Genomic DNA, 24,659 nt, shown 5'->3' on the forward strand with positions numbered 1-24,659 from the left:
ACGGTGATGCTTTGGGCGCCGCCCAGTAGTGTCACACCATTGATGCTGCTAATGCTTAACGTATCGCCATCTAAGTCACTGTCGCCATTTAATGGGTTGAGTACTACGCTGCCGTCTTCAACCACGGTGTAGGTGTCGTCTTCGGCATTTGGTGCAGTTGGTGGGTAGTCAACGGTAGTGGTGGCTTGGTTAGATTTATTGCCGGTCAGATCAGAGACCACATAGTTCACTGGTGTCGGATCATTGGTGAAGCCGGCTTCTGGTGTAAAGGTCACTGCGCCTGTCACGGGATCAACACTCCATACGCCTTCGCCGGCAATGGTCAAGCTGGTGACTTCAAGACCTGTGTCTGGGTTGATGAGCTTCACGGTGGTCGGGTCGATGTCGCCTTCAAGATCGGTGTCATTGCTGAGCACGTCGATGACCACTGGTTGACCGAGTGTGCCGGTTTGGATTTCGTCTTCGGCATTTGGTGCGGTTGGTGGATAATCCACAACGATGGTTGCTTGGTTCGATTTGTTACCGGTCAGGTCAGAGACCACATAGTTCACTGGTGTTGGGTCATTGGTAAAGCCGGCTTCTGGTGTAAAGGTCACTGCGCCTGTCACGGGATCAACTGTCCAAGCACCTTCGCCTGCTACGGTTAAGCTGGTGACTTCAAGACCTGTATTTGGGTCAATCAGTTTGACGCTAGTTGGGTCAATGTCGCCTTCAAGGTCGGTGTCATTGCCAAGCACGTCGATGACCACGGGTTGACCTAGCGTGCCGGTTTGGAGGTCGTCCGTTGCCAGTGGTGACGTGCCTTCTTCAATATTGCTGTCACTGTTTCGGCTATTACTACTCATACTAGCCAGTAATCCGACGAGTCCTACACCAGCTGCAGCGGGTATCCACCATGGTATAGCTGCTGCCACATACTCTTGACCACCTAGAGCCTGCCCTTCCACATCGCCTATCTCTAGCTGGGTGACATAATCATAAGTTTCGCCAGTGTCTGGAATATAATAATAATACTCACCATCTTCAGCAATACCAAGCAAAGCACTATCTGCATTGTCGTAAAACCCTTCTATAATCAGGTCGCTGCTCTCGCCTTCTTCTTCGAATGAGACATGAAGGTCGTTTTTAATACGTTTGGTAATAATGTGATTAGGCGCACGATTAATAGCGGTATCATGAAACTCGTAATTTACTTTGTTCGTAGCTTTAATAATCGTAGGTATGCCATCTTGGGTTACAACGTCTACTTGGCTTATGGTTTGAGTGGCGTTGTTCGTTTTTACGATGATAGTGTTCATGTTGTTACCTTCTATTTTTAAGTGCAGTGATACCGCTTAAAATATTTTTTTATGAGGCAATGTTAGTTGCCATAGCATCAGTTGCGTATCAGTTGCGCGCGCGTTCTTCTACAACAGCAACGACGCGGCGATTAAGCTGACGGCCTGCGGCAGAGTCATTACTGGCTCTTGGCTGTGATTCGCCGTAACCAATGGCGCTGAGGCGTTCGGATGCAACACCAAATTGGGTGATTAGTACCTCTTTTACAGCATCTACTCGTCGTTGTGACAACGCTTGGTTATAGCGGTCACTTGCGCGGCTATCGGTATGGCCTTCAATGGTAACCATAGTATTAGGATATTGCGTCATGAAATCTGCGACTTCAGAGATTTTGCTATAGTAATCAGGGCGCACGATGGCCATGTTTGTCTCAAACAAAACTTCGAGATCGATGGTCACTTTTTCAGCCAGCACTGGTGCTTGTGGCGTTATTACTGGTAGCGGAGTTGTTACTGGTGGCGACGTCATAATAGGTGCTGAGCAATTTGGCACTACTCTGCTGACTTGATGGGATTGATAGCGCTTGGTTTCTAATAACGGTAATGCACTAGCAACAGTGATTTGCTCAAGTGTGCTCTTACCAGTGTTGTCCATATCAATGTAAAAAAAGTACGTTTGACCTTTATCAAGCTGGTAGTCTTTTTTGTCTGCTAGTAAATCATTGTCTTTAAAACCGGTGGCATGAGCACTAAGCCGATTGTTACCAACACAAGAATTGACAGCAGTATAGTTACCAGGGTGTAAGCTCACCTGATACCTATTATTGACAGAAATATTGGCACTGGTTTGCTCTAGATCATCATCATTTTTACGAATAAATACCAATCGAGTTTCATCACTACTTACTTCTGATGATAACAAGTCACGGAAGTCTGTATCGACCTGATTATTCCATACAACATTATTCACCCGGCGGCTGTCACCCTCGTTATCGATACTGCCACTGCCTGTCATACTACAGCCAGAGACACCAAAAAACATAGTAGGCAGAACAAGAGTCGCAATAGTGGTTCTTAATATTTTTCTCATGATAACTTCCTGATTGTTAATTTTTTTTGAGATAACGTTTTGAACTTAATATGATATATTATGCATATTTCATGCCAATTCTAATAATAGTAAAACTCTTAAGCAGCAATAATTGTTAAACAAAGCACTCTTTAGTATAAATGGGTCAAAAAACGACCCAGACTAAAACAGCGCTATAATCAATCCAAGATAAAAGAAGTACAACCCATATTATGAAATAGTTTTGGTAAATTATTCTCCATCCAGCCTTGGCGTAGAAACTTAGCTTGTGCCCATTTCTTTTCAATAGGATTTAAGTCAGGGCTATAGGGTGGTAAAAATAAAAGCCTGTGACCGTTTCTATTAAGTAGCCTTTTCACTCGTTTATGAAAACTGGCATTATCCATGACGATCACGCATTTGGTCTTAAGATTTGGAATAAGCGTGTATTTGCACCAGTCATAGAATACATCGCCATTGATATTTTTCTCAAAGTAATCAAGTGCAAATAGCATTTTTTCATACAGAGCACCGATGACATTGGTACGTTTTTTAGCTTGCCAATTGTAGCTATCAATACAGGGTTTACCTATCGGTGCATAGCCATAAGGACGAATAGTTTCAGCTTCAAAGCCACTCTCATCCATATAAACAATGGGATAGCCTTGTTGCTTAAAATGATCAAGCTTATTCTGATATATCACTCTCTTTATCAAGCACGCTTTTGGATGGGCTAAGGTCTTTTTTTTGGCTAATATTTAATCTTTTTAAGGCATAGCCAATACCTGATTTACTACAGTTTAAACGACGAGCTCGCTCATACAAATAGTCATCTGGGTATTGATTAACGTCTTTTAGAAGGGCTTCATTAGGTATACTGCTTGGCGTTTTAACTCTAGTCGTTTGGATGCTCGGGTCTATAAGCCAGCGCTGTAGGGTACTCTTGCTAATATTGTAAAAAGTACAGGCCTGACGGATGCTCATGTCTTTTTGCTTAATGTTTTTGATAACTTGTGCTCGAAAATCTGCTGAGTAGGTCATCTTTTATATTTCACTTTGCTTGGTTTAAAAGTATTGTACCTTTTTTATTTTGGACTGACTATATAGCATTGACTTTCTTTAACGGGCGTTCGAAAGCTAAAGACATGAATCTATCGAACCAATCTGCTTATCTCATGCCTAACCTTTACTACTATTCCGCATTATCCAATAATTTATTAAGCTCGTCCACCATGGCATCATCTATGATGCTGTCTTCTACATAGCTTACGATCTCATCTATGGTCGTCAAATCCATTTCTCGAATACCCAAGCTGGCTAGCTGCTTATTAATAGAGTCTAAACTGTCATTGTCTTCAGAGTCATCCAATAAATCCTCTTCGAATCTACCTCTAACAAACCAATACATTTTTTCTAGTACGGTGTCTTTTTTGGTTAAAGTAGAATAACCATCGCCATAAATAAATAAATTAAAATGATAAAGTATCTCTATATCATTAATAAAAAAAGTACGCTGACACTCTAAAGTATAGGCTTGGATTTCTTTGTCTTCGACACCTTCATCATTTTTATTGTCTTCATCATACTCAATCGCTTCCTCTACCAATCCGCCCAGTATTTGATAGTCGCCTACTTTAATTTTATGATTATAAATGATAGAGGAGTCTGCGATTGCGTCGAAAATAATAGCACTGACATCCAGCGTATTATTATCGATGTCATAAAACCTTTTTAACGCAGGTAAAAACTCAGTTAGCTTTTCTTCAGGTACTGGGATCAAAAACTGCTGCTCGTATATTTTAATCATATCTTCAGGCGCATAGGTATTGGCAGTATCAGTCTCGTTTCTACCTGTGGGCTGTAAAGGTGCAAAATCATACGGGTTACTATTGGTCATTTAGGATTGCCTTTTTATTTGGGTTAGCAGTAATAGATGTCTACTATTAAAAAATAATATGCGTTTCGACATATGTTTCTATATGCGCTTCTAAGGGCATATAAACCTCTCAATATATGCTTAGAATGTATGCGGGTATTGTCGCTTATTTGGACAATTTTAGATAGGCAGCGATAGATATACCACTTGAATTATTTTTATAAAAAAAGACCTTGCCCATCAATCAGGCAAGGTCTAAACGTTAAGCTGTCACGCTAAGGCTATTTTTTAATTATAAAAACAACAACCCTAACCCAATCACAACGCCACTGACGACCAAAACAATGACACAAAAGCCCATGATATCTTTGGCTTTTAGTCCAGCGATTGCCAGTGCAGGCAACGCCCAAAATGGCTGAATCATGTTTGTCCAAGCATCGCCCCATGCGACGGCCATGGCAACTTTCGCGGGGTCACTGCCAAGCATTTCCGCAGCTTCCAGCATAATTGGCGCTTGCACTGCCCATTGTCCACCACCCGAAGGGACGAAAAAGTTGACCAATCCAGCACTCAAGAATGCAAAAAGTGGCAGTGTGTCTGCTGTCGAAACGCTAACGAACGCTTCTGACATAACGGCTGCCAAACCAGATGCCGTCATCATGCCCATAATACCTGCATAAAACGGAAACTGAACGATGATAGCCCCTGCGCCTTTGACCGCTTCTTGAACGGCAATCAAATACTTGCGAGGCGTTCCGTGAAATATGATACCAAGGAACAAGAACATAAAGTTGACCAAGTCGAGCGTTAACGCAAAGCCATTTTGTACAAAATAATAGACGATAAAGGCAAGCCCCAATGCGCCTATGACCATCGATAAAATCCAACTGTTTTCTAAACGCTCTGCTGGTGTCATATCCGATTTTGCCGGAAGATTTTCAATGACGGGATCAGCCAAAACCTCTGGATTTACGGTAACGGTATCTTCTCTTTTTGGCATCATTAAACGGTTTAATAACGGGACAATAATAACCAGCGCAGCAACGATAATTAAGTTATAACCCGCAAAGATAGTCGCAGTCGTCGGAATAATACCAATTTTGTCAACGAAAGGATGGCCTTCTGTGGCAATCGATAGAGGAATCGAGCCAGAGAATCCAGCGTGCCAAATGATAAATCCTGAATAAGCACTGGCAATCAATAAACGGTAATCAACATGTTCAACACGCTTTGCCAACTCTTTGGCGAATAACGCACCGATGACTAACCCAAATCCCCAGTTGATCCAGCTCGCTGCCAGAGAAACTAAGGTTACCCAAATAATCGCACTACCTGGCGACCGTGCAAAACCAGCGAGCTTGCCCAGCCCTTGTTTAAATATCGGGCTGCTTGCCAAGACAAAACCAGTGACGAGCACCAGCACCATTTGCATTGAAAACGCGAGTAACGCCCAGAACCCTTCACCCCAATATGCCACCATCTGTACAGGCGAAGAATCAGTCAGCCCTAAGCCCATACCAAAAATGACGACAGTTAAGATAATGACAAACAAAAACGGATCCGGTAAATACCTCTCCATCAAACTGTTCGAAAAACGTGTAATTCCTTTCATTTTACAACTCCATTTGTATATAAATTCGAACGTCGTCCATAACCCTAAGGTTACCGCATTATTGCTTTGTATTCTTACTCATTCAGCAACAATCGGCTTTTATTATTCTGTGTCAGCTTTTTACATTTTCTTTATCATTTTTCAAAAGAAAAAGTCTTTGTAGAGCCGTATCGCCCCACAAAGACTTCCAGTCATGAAACCTCTTGCACAAATCATCGCGAGCCTTTGTGAATCTATTAGAGAGAGTCAATGAACAGGTATCGTCTAAAAACTTATTGCTATAAGAAGCTATATGTTAAGAAAACCAGAAGTTTTATGCTCTTGGTATCAAGAAGGAAAGACCACTATATCACTCTCTTCTTGCCAAAGGGGAAACTTGGTCATGGCTTGCAAAAAAAGTGGCTGCTGAAGCCAGTGTTGTAGCCATCGCTGCAGATTCGGGTAAGGTAAGCTATAAAAGACATCGCGATCCACATGGGCAAATTGGCGGACAAAAGGCATGATACCAATATCGGCAATGGTCGGGCTATCCCCCAATAAATATGAATTTTTGGTCAAAAGCTCCTCTAAAACTTGTAAAAACTCTTCACCTCGTTGTCGATACTCTGTCTGGGTCATCTCAATATGACGGTCAGCATATTTATAGCGATCCAGCCAATGCTTAAACTCATTGTCGTTTTGATCGAGCAGAGTATGGCTTTGATGCAAGACCGCTGCATTGAGTAACCCTTGCGGATCTGTCTGCTCAAGCGCCCACACCATTATGTCGCGACTCTCTTCAATCACCACACCATCAGCAAGCTGCAAAACAGGGACGGTGCCTTTCGGACTAATAGCCAGCATTTGAGATGGTTTATTTTTCAGAGCTATCTCTCGCAGCTCTACCTGCAACTCAGCAAATAAGATACCGAGTCGAGCGCGCATGGCATAAGGACAGCGACGAAAAGAGTATAGGCGATGCAGTGAAGAAGTCATGGATGTTTTTCGCAGTTGAATTGAGGTCAATGTGCTCAGATTTGGAAGACTATTATCTTACTACTTGTCGCCTTCCACGATAAACTACTTGTCGCCTTCCACGATAAATAGTATGAAAAATATCTTTCACCTGCATATGATAACAATGCGAACACTAATCCTCAATGATAGGAGACAAACGTTTCATCTCTCTATCAAGCTAAAAAACTAAATGAAACCTATTACGTTCAAATATAGTCAAAATACCCCAAAACGCTACGATACGGCTGATATCAATTTTTTGTAGCCTCTGTCTGCACAGGCACAGCAAGCAAGCAAGCAAGCAAGCAAGCAAGAAAAACTAATATCAGCAGTGTGTAATGTATCGATATTACTTTTCACTGACTATATCTGTTTTAAACATGTCATCAGCGATTCTCAGGCATCTTGAATACAGAATTCAATTGCTTTTATTTATTTTAGGATATAGATTCAAGGAAACTTTACGAAAAAAATGATGTATTCATCGCCTTCAAAACAGTCAAGGATGACCTAATGAACAATAATTCAACGCCGAATGTAAAAGACCATGTAACCGAACAAGAATGGCAAATGCGAGTCAATCTGGCGGCTTGTTATCGATTGATTGCCTCGTACGGTTGGGATGATTTGGTTTTTACTCATATTTCGGCACGCGTACCAGATACTGAAGATGAATTTTTAATTAACCCTTATGGTTTATTGTTCGAAGAGATTACTGCCTCTAATCTGGTCAAAGTCAATCAAGCTGGTGAAAAAGTGTCTTCATCAGCATTCGATATCAATCCTGCCGGATTTACCATTCATAGCGCCGTCCATGAAGCCCGTAACGATGCCCACTGCGTGATTCATCTGCATACCAGCGATGGTGTCGCCGTGTCTACTCAGCAGCAGGGTTTACTGCCTATTTCACAGCAATCCTTATTTCCATTATCTAACTTGGCATATCACGATTACGAAGGTGTCGCCTTAAACCCTGAAGAAAAAGTACGTTTGGTCGCTGACCTTGGCGAGGCCAATTTTATGATTTTACGTAATCATGGCTTACTCACTTGTGCCAGCAGCGTGGCGGATGCTTTTTTATATATGTACATCATGCAAAGAGCCTGCGAGGTTCAGATCAAGGCACAAAGCGGTGGCAGTGAATTAACCTTGATATCACCGCAAATATTGGCTGGTATCCAAGCGGCATCCAAGCAAGTGACTAAGGAGGCCAATGGTGACATTGCGTGGCCCGCCTTATTAAGAAAACTCCGCCGCACTGACCCGTCATTTGAGGAGTAACCTTCGATGATAACACTGAGCGAATGGCAACAGCAGGGACAACTTGAATCTATTAACGGTCAGCAGATTTTTACCCGTCAGGGTGGAGATAAAGACACGCCAGCCTTACTGTTGATTCATGGCTACCCTAGCGCCAGTTGGGACTGGGAAGGTATGTGGGATAAGCTCACTGAGTACTATTATGTGATTACTCTGGATATGTTGGGGTTTGGCTTGTCTGATAAACCCAAAAACGTGCGCTACTTAATCAGTGAGCAAGCCGATATTTTTGAGACTGTTTTGCAGCGTCTTGGGGTCAAGGACTATCATATTTTGGCGCATGATTATGGCGATACGGTTGCACAAGAATTATTGGCGAGACAAGTTGATGACAGTAGTGATAGCAGCGGCAGGCACATTGCCAGTGTTTGTTTCTTAAATGGTGGCTTATTTCCTGAAACTCACAAACCCATTCTGATTCAAAAACTGTTGTTGTCGCCATTAGGGCCTCTGCTATCCAAATTTATTAACAAGCAAAGATTCGCGGACAATTTGCAACACATATTTGGACCTGCAACACCGCCAACCCCTGAAGTCATCGACACATTATGGCAGCTGTTAACGCACAATAATGGTTTAGCAGTGATGCACAAGTTGATTGACTATATCCCTCAACGTCAACAATACCGTGAACGCTGGGTAGGCGCGATTATCAATAGCAATGTACCGGTTAAACTGATCGCAGGTGCCAAAGACCCTATCTCAGGTCAACATATGATTCATCGTTATCATGAATTGATTCCCAATGCCAATACCACAGAAATGTCAGCATTGGGACATTATCCACAAATCGAAGATGCCGACGCTATCAGCGCTGAATATCTGACGTTTAGGAAAAGTGTTGGATAAAGCATCAGTGATGAGTGTTGATAAACGTGATAAGCCATTCGCTAATCATGTTTTGTTAGCCGATTTTCTGAGCTCATGACGCAATATCTTACCGACTGTCGACTTGGGTAATTCATCAATAAATTCGATCTGTCTGGGACGTTTGTACCCCGTCAGATCTTCTTTACAGAACTGCATGATTTCATCCTTTGTTAGACTGGTATCAGCTTTAACGATAAAGACTTTGACCGACTGTCCCTGTAACTCATCATCCACACCAACGACGGAACATTCAGCTACTTTAGGATGTCGCTCGATCACGTTTTCCACTTCATTAGGATAGACATTAAAGCCACTGACGATAATCATGTCTTTTTTGCGATCATAGATTTTTACGTAGCCCTTCTCGTCCATAGACCCGATGTCACCGGTCTTCAGATAGCCGTCAGCGGTGAAGAACCCAGTATTGTCGATATTGTGGTAGCTTGCGATAACATTGTCACCCTTAATACATATTTCCCCAACCTTACCGACTTCTAAAACTGTCTCATCCTCATCACGAATATTAATATCTACACCAGGTAGCGGCATGCCGATGCTGCCGTTGAACGCTTTGTTGGTAAAGGGATTGGCCGTGCCCACGCCAATGGTTTCTGACATCCCCCAACCTTCTAAAATGGGATGACCGGTTGAGTCGAGCCATTTTTTGGCGGTTTCTGGCGTCGCTGCCATGCCCCCAGCCAAAGAGAGTTTTAACTCAGAAAAGTCAATCGTTTTAAACTGCGGATGTGCCATCAAGGCCTGATATAGCGTATTTACTGCTGGTAAAAGATGGAATGGCCGCGAATTTAAAGTTTTTATAAAACCATCAATATCACGCGGATTGGTAATGAGCGTCAGATGCTGCCCCACTCTGAAACCTAGCATAGCAACCACAAAAGCAAAGATATGATAAAGCGGCAAAGCAACAATGGTATTCATTTGCTTATCATCGTCCACATCAGCGTACACAGGCTGAAACCATGCCTCAAACTGCGAGGTTGCAATCTCTATGTTGTGATGACTGACGATAATACCTTTAGCTTTGCCTGTCGTGCCACCTGTATACGTTAACAGCGCCATGTCTTTAGTATCCGCGTCAGGTCGGGTATAGCTCATATTTCTACCCTTTTTTAGGACAGATTTATAGCTTTGTACTTGATACTGAGCATTAGATTTAAGTGAGTGTAGCGGGACTGCTTTTTTAATATACTTGGCAGCCAAATCGACGATTTTGCCTTTGACAGTGCCCAGCATATCCCCGATATCGCTATAGACAATGGTTTTTACACCCGTGTCATGGACAATTTTTTCGAGCGTTAAACAAAATGGGGTCAAAATAAATATCGCTTTACAGTCAGAATCGTTCAGTTGATGCCTCAACTCACGCGCCGTATACAAAGGATTAACGAGGGTAATGACCATTCCTGCCCGTAGTACACCGATGACGATGGGCAGATATTGATTGACGTTCGGCATCATAATAGCTATCACCGATCCTTTTTCAAGATTAAGTCCTTGAATCCAAGCAGCAATAGCTTTAGAGGTTTCATCAACCTGTGCATAGGTATAAGTGACACCCATGTTGGTGATAAATTCCTGTTGAGAAAATTTCGCAAAAGAGCATTCAAACAGTTCTAGTAATGACTGGTTTGTCGCTGAGACATCAGACACGACGCCTTTCGGATAGTGATCTATCCAAATTTTTTTCATCATAACCTTCCTTGGTCATTGGTCATTAATTTTTTGGAGAGCGCTATCTATTGGCTATAACATTAATATCCTCTCTTACTGCCAGCCGGATGTAGCACCATGCTCATCTTGATGTGCAAATAAGGGATGCGCTTGGGCTTCTTCTAAGGTCAATACTGGGGTCACGCAGACATCTGCTGACGCAAAAGTTTGTTGCCAATGCTCAAGTGTTTGACTGGCAAATTTATCGCTTACCGTCTTAGCCGCCGCTTGGCTTTCAGAAGTGTTAGGCATAACGCCAAGTTGCCAATGGCTATTTTTGAGCGCAGGCAAATCTAATACTTCACACAATCCTTGCCAAAATTTTAGCTCTAGCGAGCCAACGGCCATATGACGCTCGTCTGCTGTTTTGTACAATCGATAGCAGGGCAATAAACCACCCAAAAAATCATGCTGCGGTGCTGGTTTTTGTCCTGAGAAGCTTTTCACCAGCGCTCCCGTTGCCTTTGGCATGACCAGATGCTGATACAAGCTGTGCGTCATACTGACGGCAATATGACGACCTTTGCCGGTACGCTGGGCGGCGAATACAGCAGCGAGCAAGGCAATCACAGCGGTATCACTGCCACCTGCCAAATCTGCGAATTGCACGTTAGGCATCGCCTGCTCGCCAGTGGCAGTCTTTAGCTGATCAAGCACACCGCTCATCGCCATAAAATTGATATCGTGACCGGCTTTATTAGCCCAGTCATGAGTGATCGCTTTATCTACTGTACTGCCACCCGCCACGCCATAACCAGTGATCGATACCATCACCAGCTGAGGATTAATCGCATGCAATGTTTTGGCATCTAAACCCATGCCCTCTAACACGTCAGGGCGAAAGCTGTCTAACATCACATCGGCATCTTTGAGATGCGCTTTGATAGCGTCAATACCTTTGGGATCACGAAAGTCGTGTTTCTCAGTGGTTTTACCATGGTTTAATGCTTTAAACAATTCGCCAAAGGCTCTGGCAGGATCACCATTTTTGGGCTCAATCTTAATGATTTCTGCGCCCAAATCGGCAAGCAATCGCGTAGCAAAAGGCCCTGGCAAGTTACGAGTCAAATCGACCACTCGCAACCCCTGTAAACAATCTGCCATAGAATGCGCTATTGTATTAGCCATCTACAAACTCCTCGCCTTTTTTGGCCATATCCACAAGAATCTGCGCAGGTTCAAAACGCTCACCGTATTTGCTAGCAAGCTCATGGCTGCGTGCAATGAATGTCTCTAGACCCATCGAATTAATAAATTGCAGAGTGCCGCCTTGATGTGGTGCAAACCCCCAACCAAAGATTGAGCCGATATTGGTATCAGCGACAGAGCGCACGACGTTTTCTTGATAGCATTTAGCAGATTCGTTGGCTTGAATAAACATTAAACGATCAATCATATCCTGCTGAGTTGGCTGCTCATTCTTGGTGGGAAAAAGATTGGTCAACTCAGGCCATAGTTTTTTGTCACCGTTTTCTTTATAGTCATAAAAACCTTTGCCGTTCTTTTTTCCTTCTCGGTCATGCTCATTGACCAGCGTTTTGAGTATCTCGTACGAGGGACGCACAGTGATAGGTTTGCCTTCAACTTGCATATCCAGCTGCTGCTGTTCACTCACGTGCAAAGCCAGACTTAATGACACCTCATCTTGCAATGCCAGTGGCGGCATGGGCATACCTGTTTTCATGCCAGCGACCTCGATACTGCGCGGATGGACGCCCTCTCCTAACATTGCAATACCTTCTGACACATAGGTACCAAATACGCGCGACGTATAAAAACCGCGACTGTCATTAACAACGATGGGTGTCTTACCAATTTGAACGACATAATCAAACGCTTTTGCTAAAGTGGCGTCGTCAGTTTGCTCGCCCATGATAATCTCAACCAACGGCATCTTGTCGACTGGCGAGAAGAAATGCAGACCGATAAATTGATTGGGACGCGTGCTGGCTTTTGCCAATCCAGTGATAGGCAATGTTGACGTATTAGACGCATAGACAGCAGTGTTAGTAATCACCGCCTCAGACTGCTCAGTACACTTGGCTTTAATCTCACGGTTTTCAAAGACGGCTTCGATAATCAGATCGCAGTCTGCCAAATCATCATAAGACACTGTCGGCTTGATGCGATTGAGTAACGCTTGCTTCTTCTCTTCTGTTGAGCGTTTACGGCTAATGGCTTTATCCAAAATGGTGGCAGAATAGGCTTTGCCTTTTTCAGCGCCTGCCATTTCGGTATCTAAAAGTACCACTTCTATGCCTGCTTTGGCTGAGACATAAGCGATACCTGCACCCATCATGCCAGCACCTAAAATGCCAACCTTCTTAGTTTTATAACGCTCAAAGCCATCAGGACGCGACTGACCTTTTTTGATGCTGTTTAGCTGCGTCCATAGCGTGTTAATCATATTTCTAGATTCAGCAGACAGCACACAAGCAGCGAAGTAACGGGACTCAAGCTCAAGTCCCGTATCGATATCCACTAAACAGCCTTCGAACACGCAAGACATGATATGGGTAATCGCAGGATAGTTGCCGTGTGATTTTTGATTGGCCATGGCAGGCGCGATAGAAAATATGGGTACGACTTTGGGATGTTTACTGTCACCGCCGGGGATTTTAAAGCCTTTCTTATCCCACGGTTGCTGCGCTGTAGGATTGGCTTTTATCCAGTCTGTCGCCTGCTTGAGCATATCTGCTTTGTCAGTGGCAGTGGCATCGATTAAACCCATGTCTTTAGCAGCAGCTGGACGCAGCTCTTTACCTTGGGTCATCAGCTCCAAAGCTGATTGAATACCGACCAATCGCGGTAAACGCTGAGTACCACCGCCACCCGGCAGCAAGCCCAATTTGACTTCAGGTAGACCCAGCTTGGTTTTAGGCGAATCAATCGCGATACGATAATGACACGCCAATGCTAACTCCAAACCACCTCCTAATGCTGTTCCAGTCATGGCAGCGACGACAGGTTTTTCCGAAGTCTCAAGTTTGCGTAAGCTGCCTTTTAATTCCTCTACCAAATCAAAGGCTTGTTCAGCGGTTTTAATACTGGCCAATTGGTCAATATCAGCACCGACGACAAAGGTTTCTTTACCAGAGGTCAGAATCAAACCTTTGGCGGACGCATCGTTAATAAAACTGTCTGTCATCACCGCAAAAGTATCGGTAAAACCATCGCCGATGACATTCATTTTGCGACTGCTTTGGTCAATCGTGACGATGATAATGCCATTATCAGATTCGGCAGAAAAGTTATTCAATGCATTGATGGCATCTACGCTGTTTATGCTCATGTTAAGTCCTTCTTATATTATTTTATGTCGATATAAATCACTAAAAATCTCTTAGCTCTATCCATTAACGCTATTTATTAGCATTATCTATTAGTGCTATACGCGCTCAATAATAGTCGCAATGCCCATGCCACCACCGACACAGAGTGTAATCATGGCCGTTTTTAGGTCGCGACGTTCTAATTCGTCAAGGACAGTAGTCATGAGCATCGCGCCCGTGGCACCAAGAGGATGACCCATAGCGATTGCGCCACCATTGACGTTGACGATATCAAGCGAGATGCCGAAGTCATCAGCAGTATTGAGTGGCACAGCAGCAAAAGCTTCGTTGATTTCCCATAGGTCTATATCTGAAGCTTGCATACCCGCTTTTTTGAGCACTTTTTGGCAAGCAGGAGTTGGCCCTGTCAGCATAATGGCGGGTTCCGAACCAACAACTGAAGCCATCGTGATTTTGGCACGGGGTTTGAGACCGGCTTTTTTACCAGCAGCAGCGCTACCGACTAAGCAAATTGCCGCGCCATCGACGATGCCTGACGAGTTACCCGCATGATGCACGTGATTCACTTTTTCAATAGTGGTATACCTGTCCAAGATCACGCTATCAAAGCCCATCTTGCCCGGCATAATAAAGGAAGGATTGAGACCTGCTAAGGTCTCGACATTGGTATTGGGACGGATGGTTTCGTCTTTATCCAATAATGTCATGCCATTGATATCAGTGACAGGAACGACCGATTTATCATAATAGCCCTGCTCCCACGCATTCGCAGCGCGGCGATGCGATTCGCTAGCAAAGGCATCGACATCGGTACGACTAAAGCCTTTCAGCGTCGCGATGGTATCTGCACCAACGCCTTGCGGGACAAAATGCGTCGCTTCGTTAACGCGTGGATCCATATACCATGCACCGCCGTCAGAGCCCATCGGTACGCGGCTCATCGACTCTACGCCGCCTGCAACGACCATATCTTCCATACCTGACATGACCTTGGCGGCAGCGAGATTGATAGACTCCAGACCTGACGCACAAAACCGAGACAAAGTAACGCCCGCCACACTTTGCGCCCAGCCAGCATCAATGACGGCAATACGGGCAATATCAGAACCCTGCTCACCAACGGGTGTCACACAACCAAGCACCACATCATCAACCAAACTGGTGTCCAAATGATGCCGCTGTTGCATCTCTTTTAATAGAGTACGGGTCAGCCAAATTGGTGACGCCTGATATAAGGAGCCATCCTTTTTACCTTTGCCGCGCGGAGTACGGATAGCATCATAAATGTAAGCAGTCTCAGTCATAAAAATCCCTTTTTTTCTTTTTTAAATAAATAGCAATGATGGCAATCTAATCGCCATGTTAAAATCAATAAGTAGAACCAGTAATCAGAATAAATAAGTAGATCAGCCACTTACATAAAGCGTGACGCCAGCTCTTTCATGATTTCATTGGTGCCGCCGTAGATTTTCTGTACGCGGGCATCGGCATAGAGGCGAGCGATTGGGTACTCTGTCATATAACCATAACCGCCAAACAACTGGACGCATTCGTCGATCACATCACACTGCTTTTCTGTCACCCAGTATTTAATCAATGATGCCTGCGGTACTGTCAATTTGCCTTCTAACATGGCATCAACAGCGGCATCGCACATAGTGCTGGCAGCGAGATAATCGGCGTAGCATTCTGCCATTTTAAAGCGCGTATTTTGAAACTTCCAAATCGGTTTGCCAAACGCTTCCCGACCTTTGACATAATCTAGCGTCAAATTGATCGCCAGCTTCATCGCACCAACGCCCGTTAAGGCAATGATTAAACGCTCGCGTGGCAGCTCTTGCATCATTTGAATAAAGCCCATGCCTTCGGCAGTGCCCAACAGATTTTTTTGCGGCACACGCACATTACTAAAGAATAATTCCGACGTATCTTGTGAGGTCAGACCAATCTTGTCGAGGTTACGACCACGTTCAAACCCTTCTACCTTGTCCGTTTCTACCACGATAAGCGAGACGCCTTGCGCGCCTTTTTCCCGATCGGTTTTGCACGCGAGCAAAATCAGGTTGGCATGCTGACCGTTGGTAATAAAGGTTTTTGAGCCATTGATAATATAATCATCGCCATCTTTTACCGCATAGGTTTTGATGTTTTGTAGATCTGAGCCAGTACCAGGTTCGGTCATGGCAATCGCAGCCACATACTCGCCTGTCGCCATCTTAGGCAGCCATTCTTGTTTTTGCGCTTCTGTGCCATGACTCAAAATATAGGGAGCGACAATCCCTGAATGTACCATGCCACCGAACCCTGATTGATTGGCTTCCGCTTGTGCGTATAACAGCGCCGCTTCATGACCGAAATCACCGCCGCCGCCGCCATACTCTTCAGGTATAGAGACACATAAGAAACCGTTTTCACCTGCCTCTTCCCACGCGGCACGGTCTATCATGCCATTTTTGCGCCATTGTTCATCCTTTGGCTCCCAACCTTTGAACATTTTAAGCGCGCTGTCATAGACCATTTCGTGCTCTTCGGTCATCCAGTTTGGGGTAAATTTTTCAATACTCATGTTGTCTATCCTTGACGATGGGAAGTTGCTATCGGTTAATATAAAATGCTATTGAGCATAAATATATCACTTATGGTAATGTAAATTACCGTTTGGTATAATCTAAAAATTCTTTGTATTTATTGAGATTCAAGTCTCATACTAAGATAGTGAAAGACAATACGCAACCTATCAAAAAACAATGGTAATTCATATTACCTAATAAAATTTTAGCGTATCAAACGATCAAATAAGTGGCTATCGAACTGTCTAAAACCCTCTATCCTAAAGGAATGATAAAGCATGCAATCCACGAATCAGATGCCTAACATGACTGAGAGCCGAGCACTGGCACCTTTATCAGATATGCGCCCTGCGACTTTAGAAAAAATTGAAAAAGCGGTTCGTAAAGTGTTTGCAGGTTTTGATGCTAACGAAGTGACGATGGTGCAAATTGCGAAGACTGCCAACGTCTCATTGCAAACCCTCTATAAATACTTCGGGGACAAGCAAACACTATTCAACACGGTGATGGATATCGTACTCGGTAGACTGGCGGCACGCATCATGGATCATTTGCAAGGCATTGACAGCGTGCAAGATCGCCTGCGTAAGACGCTATGGGTATGTTTTGACTTCGTAGACTCGCATCCTGATGCGGTTATGGTGCTGTCATCGGTATCGGTATCACGCATTCGTCACATTGCTATCTATGAGAATAAGGAGCTGATTGGGGCTTTTTTGGAGGTACTAGAAGACGGTCAGAAACGTGGTGTATTGAACGACACCGTGCCGCTATATATTCTGTTCGATGTGTTTATGGGTTTTATCAGCCGTTTGGGTTTGATGCACATCATGCGGCAGACAAATGCCCCGATAAATAAAGAATTTGATGCGCTGTTCGTCATTTTATGGCGAGCCATATCTAAGCCTGAAGCATAAATAAGCTTAGATAATTTGCAAAAACGAAAAAGCCTCACTATCAAGTGAGGCTTTGCTCTGTTTAAAAGCTTATTTACGCCGATTTTTAGACCTATGGTGTCATCGAGACTCTCAAACACTACTCGATTTTGGCAATCCATACGCTATTCTGTTAACCACTTCATTATTGTGCTCAACCGTCAAACGGTAGCCTTGGATGATGCCGTCATAAGGTAGATTGCCTTCATAATACTGATAATGCTCACGGATACCTTTTTTCACTATCGATGCACGCTCGCTCTCGCTCAGTTTGGCAAATCCCTCTGGTAACTGCACTTGAGCCAACCGAGAAGCACCATCACGAGACATCCAATTTGCGCCCGCAGTAAACGTAAAATTCACATCGGCTCGTAAGCTATATTCGGGTAAAGAATTGGAATAATGCGCTAAGTCATGCTTAATCTGAGCGATATCTTCTGCAAATGGCTGGTACGGTATCTCAAGTATGTTAAACAACTTTGCTAAGAATTCATCGGCAGTAAAGTATTTATCTATGTAACTACCATCAAGCCCCAGATACTTATTCGACAATACATGACGCAAGCGATCACAAGCAGGTATCGTGTGTTTGAGAGGATACCCCATGGCTTTGATGATGGCTTGCGAACGCAGCTCAAGCGTGTCTATTTGATTGACTGCATATTGCGCGAGAGGGTGGCGCGGGTGATAACGACGGGTATATTTGGATTGATTGGTAGCGTGGCTTGTAAAATTGGACACCTTAGACTCCTGTAACTCCGACGAAAAAGTATAAAACGAGCCCATATAGGCAAATAAAATTAGGCACAAATGAGGATGTCGGAGTACAGGCTCATGCGCTTTACCAGAATTGTTTTATATCGTGCTGGAAGTTGCAAGGTTCGTATGCCACCATTAATTATAATAACGGACGACGATACAAAGCTGTTAAACCCACGATAGATCAGCTAGCGATGATAGCACATCAGCTGCTGAAAGATAAATACAGATATTGTTCCTCTTTTTTAACACCTTTACTGTTGTCAATACTCACCCTATATCTTCCTACTGTAGCCAAAAAACTATCTAATGATTTTTAGACATTGCCCTGCATGATAGAGCGTCAGCCCTACCTCAGTAAATCCAGATTTCATCGCACCCAATGCTATCTTTGACTCTTCCAAGGTTTTAAATGGCAACGGAATACTGGCTCTGTCTCCAGTCAAGATATAATCCGCAAAGCACTTGCCCATTAGCGTACCAGTGGTAATGCCACGTCCATTGTAGGCAGTCGCTGTCAATAATCCTTCGTCAGGTTCCAAAACGCGGAAGATATGGTCTTGCGTAAAGCCAAAATTGCCGCACCATTCATATTGCCAATTGAATGCTGGCAAATCAGGATAATAGCTCTTTTGCACAGCGTTCGCCCATGACTGATAGAAGGATTTTGGTTTAAGTTGCCTGCCACCCACCGTTCCCAATAACAAGCGATCATCCTTATCACGGCGAAAACTCGATAATGCCAAGCGCGTATCCCATGCCCCTGTTTTGTACGGTAAAATACGATCTGCTACTGCTCCACTGAGCGGCTCAGAAGCGATCTGATAATAAGCGACGAGATAAAAAGTCTTAGCAATTTCTGTCCATTCGCCTTCAGTGTAGGCATTGGTCGCAATGATGACGCGCTCAGACTTGACCCGAGCTTTGGGAGTTCTTGTGTACCAATGACCGTCTACTTTCTCCAACGCCTCGACAGCGGAATGCTCGTAGATGATTACGCCGAGACTGGTCGCGACTTTTGCGAGTCCTCTGACATAAGCCAGCGGATTGATAGTGCCTGCACGATGATCTAGTAGTGCTTTATTGATACTTTTGGTGCCGCAATATTCATGGCATTTACTGCCGGTTAACACCTCAACATTCGCACCGCGACGGCTTAGCTGCTCGTATCTGATATCGACATCGACTTCGCCTTTGGCATTATGTGCCATATGGATATTACCGGCTTGGGTGGCTTGTGCGTCGATATTATAACGTTTGATTAGGTCAAATACTAAGCTTGGTGCTTGTCCGAGCGCTTCTGTGAGACGCTCTCCAGCCGCTTCACCTAGCGCAATATTTAAGTCATCAGGGCGTGCCCATGTCCCTGCATTGACCAGCCCAACGCTTTTCCCTGAACCGCCACTACCAATCGTTTGGCTCTCAAGTAAGATAACCTTGACGCCTTTTTCGGCCAAATGAATCGCAGCAGATAATCCTGTATAACCACCACCAATGATACAAATGGTCGCTTGAGTGTCGCTACTCATCTGACTATAGGACTCAATATTGGGGGCAGTCATGTTCCATAAACATTGCTCTTGTAACATCTCACACTCCCTTGTGTCACACGTCACTAATTGACGTTGAGGTAGCCGTGTCGAGCTTTTCTACCGAAGGCTCTTCACGCGGTATAAATTTATCAAGGAACGCCCATAACAAGCCAAACAAAGGCGACAACCAGCAGGCAAAAGCAAAAGGCGCATAAGTCAATGTCGCTATACCAAGGGTCGCAGCAACAAAGCTACCGCCCATGTTCCAAGGAATCAGCGGTGATAATAGCGTGCCACTGTCTTCAATAGAGCGCGTGAGTGTCGTGCGCTTATAGCCCATTTCTTTATATTTGTCTTTTAATAAACGCCCTGGCAGCACCAAGGTCGTATAAACGTCACCGATTAAAGTACCGACACCAAGGACGCTGGCATAAGTCGTCAAAATCAAGCCGATACGCGATTTTACTGCCTTATCTATTTTTGCCATGATGGCTTTTAAGGTGCCGTAGTGTTCAAGCGAACCGACAAAAGCGAGTGCAAAGATGGTCAAGGTAATGACCCATGTCATTGACATGACGCCGCCTTTTGATAGCAATTTATCAACCACTTCAAAACCCGTTTCACTAACAAAGCCGTTTTGTAATACGTTAAAAATAGCACTGACCCCAACGCCTTGCATAAAAAACGCAATAACTGATGCCACGACAACACCGCCCAAAACGGTTGGTATCGCTGGCATTTTCATCACAGCGGCAATCACGACCACAAGCGCAGGTAATAAAGTGATGACACTTAAATTATAATTGTCAGCCAAATTGGTTTGTAGGGCTTGGATAGAAGATAAATCAATACTGTCATCGCCATAACCCATGCCAATCCATGCATAGAGCGCTAAGGCAGTAACCATGGCTGGGACAGTGGTCGGTAGCATACCTTTGATATGGTCCCAAAGCTCCACGCCTGCTGCCGCAGGTGTCAGGTTAGTGGTATCTGACAATGGCGACATTTTGTCCCCGAAAAAAGCACCCGAGACAATAGCACCGCCTGTAAAATGCGCTGGAATGCCAAGCCCCATACCAATACCCATCATCGCCAGCCCTACCGTACCGACTGTACCCCATGAGGTACCAGTGGCAACAGAAATAATGGCGCAAATAATACAAACTGAAAATAAAAAGGAGGAAGGAGAAAAAATACTGAATCCATAGTAAAGAATGGTCGGCACCGTCCCTGCAATAATCCATGAACCAATGAGCATACCGACGCCCATCAGAATGATCATCGCCGGCAAGCCGATTTTAATAACTTTTAAAAAACGCTCCTCCATACCCTGCCAGTCACGACCACGCATCTTCATAAATAAGCCAGTGATTAAGATGCCACAGGCTAATGGAATGTGCGGGGTAAAGTCTTTGAATATGAAAAACTGCACCATAAGAATCATGGCAGTCAATACGAGAGGGGCAATATCAAGTAAGAAACTAGAAGACGGACCGTAGCCATCATCAGCGGGGTCATGCGGTTTGTCATCGATCATGATAATTCTACCTTCCTTAGTAGTCGTCAATGGTCATTACAACCAATCCTTGATTGCTTATAGTTTTTGGTGTGCCAAGCATATATAAAATATGCTTGGCAGTTCACGCTGAACACCTTATTTTTGACCACTTATGATGAGTCATCTGCGCTTAACCATTTATATATGAACAATCAATCACCTTGAGTGTTCAAACATCTTCATATCAACCAAAACTAATGCCTTGGGCAAGTGGTAGCTCTGTTGAATAGTTGATGGTGTTGGTTTGGCGACGCATATAAGCTTTCCATGCGTCTGACCCTGACTCACGTCCACCGCCTGTTTCTTTTTCGCCACCAAATGCACCGCCGATTTCAGCGCCACTAGTGCCGATATTGACGTTAGCGATGCCGCAATCACTACCGCGATCACTGAGGAAAGTTTCCGCTTCACGCAAGTCATTGGTAAAGATACATGACGATAGTCCTTGTGGAACATCGTTTTGCATCTCAATTGCCTCATCAAAGTCTTTATACGTCATCACATATAAAATAGGCGCAAACGTCTCACTTCTAGCCACGTCGTTTTGCTCATCAAACTCGACAATAGCAGGCGTGACATAATAGGCATCAGGGTATTTATCTGCTAGTACGCGTTCCCCGCCTGTCACTATCCCACCCGCTTCACGAGCCTTATTCAAGGTCGATTGCATGTTATTAAAGCTGTCTTCATCAATCAGTGGGCCGACCAAATTGTCTTCAAGAGGATGACCAATGCTGACGGTTTCGTAAGCTGATTTGATGCGTGGCAAGATATCGTCTTTGACAGACTCATGGACGAAGAGGCGGCGTAATGTGGTGCAACGCTGACCCGCTGTACCAACCGCTGAGAATATAATGCCGCGTAGCGCAAGGTCTAAGTCGGCAGTCGGTGCCAAAATCATCGCGTTGTTGCCACCAAGCTCAAGCAAGCATTTACCAAAACGCTCAGCGACTTTAGGCCCGACAGTTCTGCCCATGCGTGTACTGCCAGTCGCACTGACCAAGGCAATGTCTTTGTTTTCAACCAAGGCATTACCGATATCCGTCTTACCCAATATCACTTGAGACAAATGATCTGGTGCGTCACCGAACTTTGCCAAGGCTTTTTCGAACATGGCCTGACACGCCAAAGCAACCAAAGGGGCTTTTTCTGATGGTTTCCAGATGACAGGGTTACCACAAACAATGGCAAGCGCTGTATTCCAAGACCATACCGCTACAGGGAAATTGAATGCAGAGATGACACCGATGACACCAAGCGGATGCCACGTCTCACGCATGTGATGACCTGGACGCTCTGAGGCAATCGTCAAGCCATATAGCTGACGTGAAACGCCAACTGCGAAGTCGCAAATATCGATCATTTCTTGCACTTCACCTAGGCCTTCTTGTTTGATTTTTCCAGCCTCGAATGATACGAGCATGCCCAAGTCCTCTTTATGCTCACGCAGCACTTCGCCCAGCAGACGAATCAATTCGCCACGCTTGGGTGCAGGAACGACACGCCATTCTTTAAATGCTGCTTGGGCGTTTTTGATTTTCTTATTGACCTCATCAACACTATCTAAGGTTATCTTGCCGATAACCGTCCCATCGATAGGCGTATTGACTTCAAAATCGCCATGTTGATATTGTTCTTCTTTGACACCCATGGCTGACATGTATTGCTTAATCATATTCAATCCTTTGTATAGTAATTTATAATCTCTCTGGTCGACCTTTAAGCTACCTTGCAATACTTTAACTTGCAAAATAATAATTTTCTTACCCTCATTCCATTTTGGAATGGCGAATAAATAAGATGACTGCTCTTGTCTTTTACCTACCGTTTCCTAAAGAAATTAGGCATTTTTCCAAGCTTCTATTCTGTATATCTTCATACAAAGCAAGCTCATCATAAACATTGGTACCAAGGGCTTGCTCGAACTCCTGTTGGTTTGATTTGCCATCATAGTTGCTTTGCTTGTCCTGCTGAAGATTGGACTGAAAAATACCAGCCGCACTGACTGGCAAAAAATCTTCATAGACGATAGGCTCAATACGGATAGCGCCTTGGTTAATCAGAGCATTTACTGCTTGTCTTGAATTAACCATTTCTAGATTAGACATATCACTGTTGATATCCGCAGCACTATCGACTGGTTGATAATAAAAATAAGCAAGCTCCTTGTCATGCATCGTCTGGTAATCATCAGGGAAAGCGGTAAATACCTCGGCTAAAATTCGATTGTATTGAGTTGCATTACCCTCATTTGGAGTAGCTCCTAATTGATGGCGTGCTTGACTAAGTAGCTTGTCATACAGTGCTCTACCTTTTGGCGTTAATGCCACACCGCGCTGCTCAATCTCACCAAACCGTGCAGTATGGCATCCTTGCTCGTACTCGCCCTCTGAGTTTTTAAAACTAACCGCTTCCTCTAATGCCTTAAAGCTCGTCTGTCTTAATAAAATCGGACATTCCCGTTTTGGTGGTCCTTCGATAATCGCTTTTGGTGGTATACCTTTTGCCTGCATGCCTTGCTGTACAGTATCTATATCTAGTGTTCTAGGGGTTAAATGATTGATATGTGGGCCTTTAAAGCCGACGACATCTGCAATGAGACCGTGCTGCGCTAATAAGCGCTGATATAGCTCTTTTGAGACTGGCGTTTTATCATGCCAGCGAAAGGTCTCTAAAGCTTCTTTGATAAACTGCTCACCTTCCTCTGAGGTCAAACCGCCCTGCTTTTCAAAGCGCTCAATCAGGCTGACGACCGTATCGGTAAAGATATTGCGATTGGCTAATGCCTTTGATGCTTCTTGTTGTAGTGCGTCATCATCAATTAAGTCTAGACGCAATAAAGAAGTGAAGACTCGAAATGGACTTTGATTTAAGGCTTGCGCGTCAATGGCTCGAAAAGCCGTAGAATGCACGGGCACGCCAGCAGGCGCTAAATCATAATAACCAACAGGGTGCATACCCATGACAGAAAAGAACCTGCGCATCATACTAAGCTCGTCCGCTGTGCCCAATCTAATTGCCCCGTGGCGCTCCATACTGAGTCTATCAATCTCTCCGGTGTGCTCCAACTGCTCCTTAATATCAGAGTGCTTGGTTAGCACCTCAGTATTCACCTCAGCGACTAAATCTAGCAAGTCACCATATAGCGGAACCTCGGTTTGGTACATGGCTGACATCGCCATAGAGAACTCGTGACGAATAGCATCGCTGCTGATAAATGTATGATTCACAAATAGATATCCTTGTTAAAATCTTAGAAAC

The 24,659-nt window shown here is 44.3% G+C and carries 20 protein-coding genes; 3 read left to right on the top strand and 17 right to left on the bottom strand.

Annotation, left to right across the window (positions count from 1 at the left end; genetic code table 11):
• The 7 genes from AAEY72_RS10425 to AAEY72_RS10455 all read right to left on the bottom strand — a co-directional run.
• Positions 1–1,298 (bottom strand): Ig-like domain-containing protein (locus AAEY72_RS10425; protein ID WP_352310471.1); only part of this gene is annotated, 1,298 nt, incomplete at its 3' end.
• 88 nt (positions 1,299–1,386) lie between these two features.
• A complete protein-coding gene (locus AAEY72_RS10430) occupies positions 1,387–2,367 on the bottom strand; it encodes an OmpA family protein (RefSeq protein WP_352310472.1) in 981 nt (326 codons plus the stop codon).
• Between the two features lie 179 nt (positions 2,368–2,546).
• Complete coding sequence (locus AAEY72_RS10435; protein ID WP_352310473.1) at positions 2,547–3,050, bottom strand: IS630 family transposase; 504 nt, start codon at positions 3,048–3,050, stop codon at positions 2,547–2,549.
• Positions 3,034–3,387 (bottom strand): IS630 transposase-related protein, encoded by a 354-nt coding sequence (locus AAEY72_RS10440; protein ID WP_352310474.1) that lies wholly within the window; start codon positions 3,385–3,387, stop codon positions 3,034–3,036. The genes AAEY72_RS10435 and AAEY72_RS10440 overlap by 17 nt, the downstream gene beginning before the upstream one ends.
• Positions 3,388–3,538: 151 nt before the next feature.
• Positions 3,539–4,243, bottom strand: a complete 705-nt coding sequence (locus AAEY72_RS10445; RefSeq protein WP_352310475.1) for a hypothetical protein — start codon at positions 4,241–4,243, stop codon at positions 3,539–3,541.
• A 271-nt stretch (positions 4,244–4,514) separates the two neighbouring features.
• On the bottom strand, positions 4,515–5,834 hold the full coding sequence (locus AAEY72_RS10450) for a short-chain fatty acid transporter (RefSeq protein WP_352310476.1): 1,320 nt from the start codon (positions 5,832–5,834) through the stop codon (positions 4,515–4,517).
• Between the two features lie 327 nt (positions 5,835–6,161).
• Positions 6,162–6,809: a glutathione S-transferase gene (locus tag AAEY72_RS10455; RefSeq protein ID WP_352310477.1), complete on the bottom strand. Its 648-nt coding sequence runs from the start codon at positions 6,807–6,809 to the stop codon at positions 6,162–6,164.
• A gap of 534 nt (positions 6,810–7,343) precedes the next feature.
• On the opposite strand from AAEY72_RS10455, the gene AAEY72_RS10460 reads away from it, so the two are divergent.
• Together AAEY72_RS10460 and AAEY72_RS10465 are read left to right on the top strand one after the other, a co-directional pair.
• On the top strand, positions 7,344–8,111 hold the full coding sequence (locus AAEY72_RS10460) for a class II aldolase/adducin family protein (RefSeq protein WP_210539739.1): 768 nt from the start codon (positions 7,344–7,346) through the stop codon (positions 8,109–8,111).
• Between the two features lie 6 nt (positions 8,112–8,117).
• On the top strand, positions 8,118–8,999 hold the full coding sequence (locus tag AAEY72_RS10465; RefSeq protein WP_352310478.1) for an alpha/beta fold hydrolase: 882 nt from the start codon (positions 8,118–8,120) through the stop codon (positions 8,997–8,999).
• A gap of 45 nt (positions 9,000–9,044) precedes the next feature.
• Here the strand turns inward: AAEY72_RS10465 and AAEY72_RS10470 are convergent, their stop codons facing one another.
• The 5 genes from AAEY72_RS10470 to AAEY72_RS10490 form a co-directional block, all read right to left on the bottom strand.
• Positions 9,045–10,733 (bottom strand): AMP-binding protein, encoded by a 1,689-nt coding sequence (locus tag AAEY72_RS10470; RefSeq protein ID WP_352310479.1) that lies wholly within the window; start codon positions 10,731–10,733, stop codon positions 9,045–9,047.
• 72 nt (positions 10,734–10,805) lie between these two features.
• A complete protein-coding gene (locus AAEY72_RS10475) occupies positions 10,806–11,879 on the bottom strand; it encodes a CaiB/BaiF CoA transferase family protein (RefSeq protein WP_352310480.1) in 1,074 nt (357 codons plus the stop codon).
• Complete coding sequence (locus AAEY72_RS10480; protein ID WP_352310481.1) at positions 11,872–14,043, bottom strand: 3-hydroxyacyl-CoA dehydrogenase NAD-binding domain-containing protein; 2,172 nt, start codon at positions 14,041–14,043, stop codon at positions 11,872–11,874. The genes AAEY72_RS10475 and AAEY72_RS10480 overlap by 8 nt, the downstream gene beginning before the upstream one ends.
• Positions 14,044–14,139: 96 nt before the next feature.
• Positions 14,140–15,348 (bottom strand): acetyl-CoA C-acetyltransferase, encoded by a 1,209-nt coding sequence (locus tag AAEY72_RS10485; RefSeq protein WP_189581227.1) that lies wholly within the window; start codon positions 15,346–15,348, stop codon positions 14,140–14,142.
• A 110-nt stretch (positions 15,349–15,458) separates the two neighbouring features.
• A complete protein-coding gene (locus AAEY72_RS10490; protein ID WP_010198593.1) occupies positions 15,459–16,610 on the bottom strand; it encodes an acyl-CoA dehydrogenase family protein in 1,152 nt (383 codons plus the stop codon).
• A 282-nt stretch (positions 16,611–16,892) separates the two neighbouring features.
• Here AAEY72_RS10490 and AAEY72_RS10495 point away from each other — a divergent pair, with 282 nt between their 5' ends.
• Positions 16,893–17,531: a TetR/AcrR family transcriptional regulator gene (locus AAEY72_RS10495; protein WP_201593571.1), complete on the top strand. Its 639-nt coding sequence runs from the start codon at positions 16,893–16,895 to the stop codon at positions 17,529–17,531.
• Positions 17,532–17,642: 111 nt separating this feature from the next.
• Here AAEY72_RS10495 and AAEY72_RS10500 read toward each other — a convergent pair whose 3' ends face one another.
• The 5 genes from AAEY72_RS10500 to hglS form a co-directional block, all read right to left on the bottom strand.
• Positions 17,643–18,290 carry a hypothetical protein gene (locus tag AAEY72_RS10500; protein ID WP_352310482.1) on the bottom strand — a complete coding sequence of 216 codons (648 nt, stop codon included), beginning with the start codon at positions 18,288–18,290 and terminating at the stop codon, positions 17,643–17,645.
• Between the two features lie 320 nt (positions 18,291–18,610).
• Positions 18,611–19,897, bottom strand: coding sequence for an L-pipecolate oxidase (amaA, locus tag AAEY72_RS10505; RefSeq protein WP_352310483.1), 1,287 nt, complete (start codon positions 19,895–19,897; stop codon positions 18,611–18,613).
• A 16-nt stretch (positions 19,898–19,913) separates the two neighbouring features.
• Positions 19,914–21,377, bottom strand: coding sequence for a Na+/H+ antiporter NhaC (nhaC, locus tag AAEY72_RS10510; protein WP_352310484.1), 1,464 nt, complete (start codon positions 21,375–21,377; stop codon positions 19,914–19,916).
• 205 nt (positions 21,378–21,582) lie between these two features.
• Entirely contained in the window at positions 21,583–23,073 is a 1,491-nt protein-coding gene (gene amaB / locus AAEY72_RS10515; RefSeq protein WP_352310485.1) for an L-piperidine-6-carboxylate dehydrogenase, read from the bottom strand.
• A 142-nt stretch (positions 23,074–23,215) separates the two neighbouring features.
• Complete coding sequence (gene hglS, locus AAEY72_RS10520; protein WP_502945370.1) at positions 23,216–24,580, bottom strand: 2-oxoadipate dioxygenase/decarboxylase HglS; 1,365 nt, start codon at positions 24,578–24,580, stop codon at positions 23,216–23,218.
• Between the last annotated feature and the right edge of the window lie 79 nt (positions 24,581–24,659).

The organism is Psychrobacter sp. W2-37-MNA-CIBAN-0211 (genome assembly GCF_040309405.1).
GTDB classification, from domain to species: domain Bacteria; phylum Pseudomonadota; class Gammaproteobacteria; order Pseudomonadales; family Moraxellaceae; genus Psychrobacter; species Psychrobacter glaciei.